Genomic DNA, 2,960 nt, shown 5'->3' with positions numbered 1-2,960 from the left:
ATGGACATTATTTTTGTAGAGCCGGAGGAAACAGACCAGACGGTTTAAATGAGCCGGTTACGCTCAAGGTGCGCGAATGGAAATGCCCCGGCTGTAATGCTGAACATGACCGCGATATAAACGCGGCGCTCAACATACAGCACAAAGGCATAACAGAATTAATGGCGGCAGGACTTGTCGTCAAAGCCCATCGAGGCTTGCGTAAGTCTGGCTCTATGCCAGTTGCAGCCTAAGAAGTGGGAAGCCTCGCCGTTTACGGCGGGGAGCAGTCACTTTATTTTGGTGAGTGTATAACGATAGCGGTCGCCGTCCGGCACGAACGCCAGACGATGGGTTATACAGGCTGGAGCATCTTCTGCATGGTGCGAAACAAACAACAATTGCGTTTCACCCTCGCTAATCAGCACATCAACAAAACGGCGAATAAGCTGGCGATTCAGCGGATCCAACCCCTGTAATGGTTCGTCGAGAATAAGCAAAGTCGGATGTTTCACCAGTGCGCGGACGATCAGCGCCAGACGCTGCTGTCCCCAGGAAAGACTATGGAAAGGAGCGTCAGCCGTGTGTTTATCAATGCCGAGAATATCCAGCCACTGCTGCACCAGTTTTTGCTGGCGATCCGAAACGGCCTGATAAATGCCAATCGAATCAAAATAGCCAGAAAGGATCACGTTACGCACAGTAGTGCTGACCCGGTAATCCAGATGCAAGCTACTGCTGACGTAACCGATATGTTTTTTGATATCCCAGATGGTTTCGCCGCTGCCGCGACGTCGTCCGAAAAGCGTCAGATCGTTGCTGTAACCTTGCGGATGATCGCCAGTAATCAGGCTTAATAATGTCGATTTTCCCGCACCATTTGGCCCGACAATTTGCCAGTGTTCGCCCGGATTCACCTGCCAGCTAAGGTTATTAAGAATGGGGCGATCGTTATAAGAAACCACGCCATTGTTCAGCACAATGCGCGGTTCACTGGCGGGTAAGGCGTGACGTGCTGAAGGCTCATCCGGCTCCGGCAGTTGCACCCCCTCAAGTCGCTCGCTATGCGCCAGTTGCGCGACAAGTGCTTGCTGAAGCAGTTTCTCTTTAGCGCCTGTTTCCGCTAACGTGCAATCTGCCAGTACTCCAGCAAACTGGACAAATTCCGGGATCTCATCGAAGCGATTAAGCACCAGTACCAGGGTAATACCGGACTGATGTAACGAGGCGAGTAGCTCTGCCAGCTGCTGACGTGAGGCAACATCAAGGCCATCGAACGGCTCATCAAGAATCAATAAGTCAGGCTCCGACATCAGCGCCTGACAGAGTAGGGTTTTACGCGTTTCGCCAGTGGAAAGGTATTTAAAGCGTCGGTCGAGGAGGGGGGTAATACCGAACTGCTGCGCCAGCTGCGCACAACGCGGTGCATCCTTAACTTCATCCTGAATGATTTCAGCCGTGGTTCGTCCGGTGTCATCTTCACCAGGGCTGAGCATATCGGTGTTATTCCGCTGCCATTCGTCGCTGACGAGCTTTTGCAATTGCTCGAAGGAGAGACGAGCGATGTGGGAAAACTGGCTTTGCCATTCACCTTTCAAAAGCGGAAGTTCCCCCGCCAGTGCGCGGGCCAGCGCCGACTTCCCGCTTCCATTCGAACCGACAAACGCCCAACTATCACCCGTGTTTAACGTTAGCTGAGGCAATTGCAGCGTTTTTGTGTCGCTAAGACGAAACGTGCCTTGCAAAATTTGCAACGATGACATTTTATATCCCATTTTGTGCAGCGATTACTGACAGGGATACGTGTTTCATAACAAATTGTCAACACGCTTAGCACAGCGTGGCGATAATCACGCTGTCGGCATTAAAGTAGGCCGTGACATTCTGTCCTTGCTCAAGAGAAGCCGCTTCATTTACCGGCACTGTGGCGCACAGTGTTTGCCCGTCGGGTAGTGCCATTAATACTTCGCACTGCTCCGTGCCGCGCTCAATATGACTAATAATGCCCGGCAATTGGTTGTCGGCGTTTTGCGCGACCGCCTCGTCCTGAGTAATACCTACCCACGGCGCTTTCAGCAGTATTAACACTTCTTTGCCTTCATCCAGCCCCAGACGCGCGCCGCTTTGTGCGGTAATCGCGACTTTTAATCGTGTTTTGCCATCAGCCAGTAAGACATCAACGTGCTGTTGAACGTCATCATGATCGCGGGCGGTGATGGTGCCGAACCACTGGTTACGGGCGCTGGTCTGCAGTGAAAAACGTGAGATCGCGGCCAGCAGGCTGTTCAGCGGCAAGGCGTCATCGTCGCTTAACACATCAAAGGCTTTTTGCTGGATTTGCGCCAGTAAGTCATAGAGTTGAATCAGTCGCTGACCATAGCGGGTCAGTGCTGCGCCGCCGCCACCTTTACCGCCTGTTGCGCGCTCAACCAGAATATGCTCACTTAACTGATTCATCTCATTAATGGCATCCCAGGCGCTTTTATAGCTGATACCGGCATCTTTCGCTCCCTGGCTAATGGAACCGGAAAGCGCAATGTGTTTTAGTAACGAAATGCGGCGCGGGTCGGCGAATAATTTTTGTTGGAGCTTAAGGGTGAGAAGGATTTCGGCCTGCATAACAATGTCCTGGCAAAAGTCTTATTGTGACGGAAAACGAACGCTACGCAAAGCTGACCGCACAAAAGGGGAGTGCTTTTCTGTGCTTAGCGGTTAGAATAGTCTCATGACTATATCTGGAGTTGACCATGTTAGAGTTATTAAAAAGTCTGGTATTCGCCGTAATCATGGTACCTGTCGTGATGGCCATTATCCTGGGTCTGATTTACGGTCTTGGTGAAGTATTCAACATCTTTTCTGGTGTTGGTAAAAAAGACCAGCCCGGACAAAATCATTGATTCTCTGAATGCCCGCTCAGCCGCTGAGGAATCCCCAGTAATGGGCGGGTAAAAAAAGACAGGCATAGAGTTTTGTGATCTACT

4 protein-coding genes are annotated in these 2,960 nt (G+C 51.2%); 2 read left to right on the top strand and 2 right to left on the bottom strand.

Annotation, left to right across the window (positions count from 1 at the left end):
- On the top strand, window positions 1-233 hold a 233-nt coding region (locus tag A7090_RS22805), incomplete at its 5' end, for a zinc ribbon domain-containing protein (RefSeq protein WP_241957291.1).
- A gap of 36 nt (window positions 234-269) precedes the next feature.
- On the opposite strand, the gene modF is transcribed toward A7090_RS22805, so the two are convergent.
- Both modF and modE read right to left on the bottom strand, forming a co-directional pair.
- Window positions 270-1,742 (bottom strand): molybdate ABC transporter ATP-binding protein ModF, encoded by a 1,473-nt coding sequence (gene modF / locus A7090_RS22800; protein WP_105275628.1) that lies wholly within the window; start codon window positions 1,740-1,742, stop codon window positions 270-272.
- Window positions 1,743-1,809: 67 nt separating this feature from the next.
- Complete coding sequence (modE, locus tag A7090_RS22795; protein WP_105275627.1) at window positions 1,810-2,598, bottom strand: molybdenum-dependent transcriptional regulator; 789 nt, start codon at window positions 2,596-2,598, stop codon at window positions 1,810-1,812.
- Between the two features lie 128 nt (window positions 2,599-2,726).
- Here modE and acrZ point away from each other — a divergent pair, with 128 nt between their 5' ends.
- Window positions 2,727-2,876, top strand: a complete 150-nt coding sequence (gene acrZ, locus A7090_RS22790; protein ID WP_000891515.1) for a multidrug efflux pump accessory protein AcrZ — start codon at window positions 2,727-2,729, stop codon at window positions 2,874-2,876.
- The last annotated feature ends 84 nt before the right edge of the window (window positions 2,877-2,960 follow it).

The sequence above is a fragment of the Escherichia sp. MOD1-EC7003 genome (genome assembly GCF_002965065.1).
Classification (GTDB): Bacteria; Pseudomonadota; Gammaproteobacteria; order Enterobacterales; family Enterobacteriaceae; genus Escherichia.
This window is presented reverse-complemented; position numbering and strand designations above follow the sequence as displayed.

Bases quoted from the DNA above. Each gene is read 5' to 3' on its own strand.
- modF (WP_105275628.1), bottom strand. From the start codon at position 1,742: ATGTCATCGTTGCAAATTTTGCAAGGCACGTTTCGTCTTAGCGACACA.
- modE (WP_105275627.1), bottom strand. From the start codon at position 2,598: ATGCAGGCCGAAATCCTTCTCACCCTTAAGCTCCAACAAAAATTATTC.
- acrZ (WP_000891515.1), top strand. From the start codon at position 2,727: ATGTTAGAGTTATTAAAAAGTCTGGTATTCGCCGTAATCATGGTACCT.